Origin of the sequence: Acetobacter estunensis (assembly GCF_011516945.1) — a bacterium.
GTDB classification, from domain to species: domain Bacteria; phylum Pseudomonadota; class Alphaproteobacteria; order Acetobacterales; family Acetobacteraceae; genus Acetobacter; species Acetobacter estunensis.
The window spans coordinates 1-605 of sequence record NZ_WOTH01000113.1; the positions used below are offsets into that span (position 1 = coordinate 1).

The window sequence follows — 605 nt, forward strand, 5'->3', positions numbered from 1 at the left end:
TAGGGCCTGTTAGATCTTGAATTTCTTCCCATATTGTAGGGATGGAAGAAGGAGACAGAACAGGCACCTTTACGGACGAGACATGGGCGATCTGGGAACCTCTGATTGAGGAGGTTCGCCCGAGGGGCAAGACGCCGCCACATGATCTGCGGCGGACGATAGCAGCGATTTTCTGGCGTCATGAGAATGGCGCGAAATGGCGGAGTATCCCCGCTGAACTGGGTCCGTGGTGGCGGGCTGCGCAGCTTTTCATCCGCTGGGCGAAGCTCGGCGTATGGGAGCGGCTGCTCGCACTGGTTCAGGAACAACAGGGAGTGGCATTCGGAATGACTTTTCTGGATGGCACGAACATCAGGGCTCACCACAAAGCGGCGGGAGCCCAAAAAAAGGGGCCTCTTTCGAAGAGCGAGACCATCGTGAAGCACTTGGCCGCTCTCGCGGCGGCTATGGCACAAAAGTCTGCGTGATCGCTGATGGACATGGAAAAGCCTTCGGTTTTGCGCTGGCCCCTGGACAGGCTCATGAACTGCCTCTGGCACCAGCCATGCTCGACAGCCTTCCCGCCACTCCCCTGTGGGTAGTAGCGGACAAGGGCTACGCGTCGA

At 58.5% G+C, this 605-nt stretch carries 1 pseudogene; it reads left to right on the top strand.

Annotated features, from left to right (window positions below):
- Window positions 1-41 precede the first annotated feature (41 nt).
- Window positions 42-605 (top strand): annotated as a pseudogene (locus GOB87_RS16520) (IS5 family transposase); the annotation flags it as partial.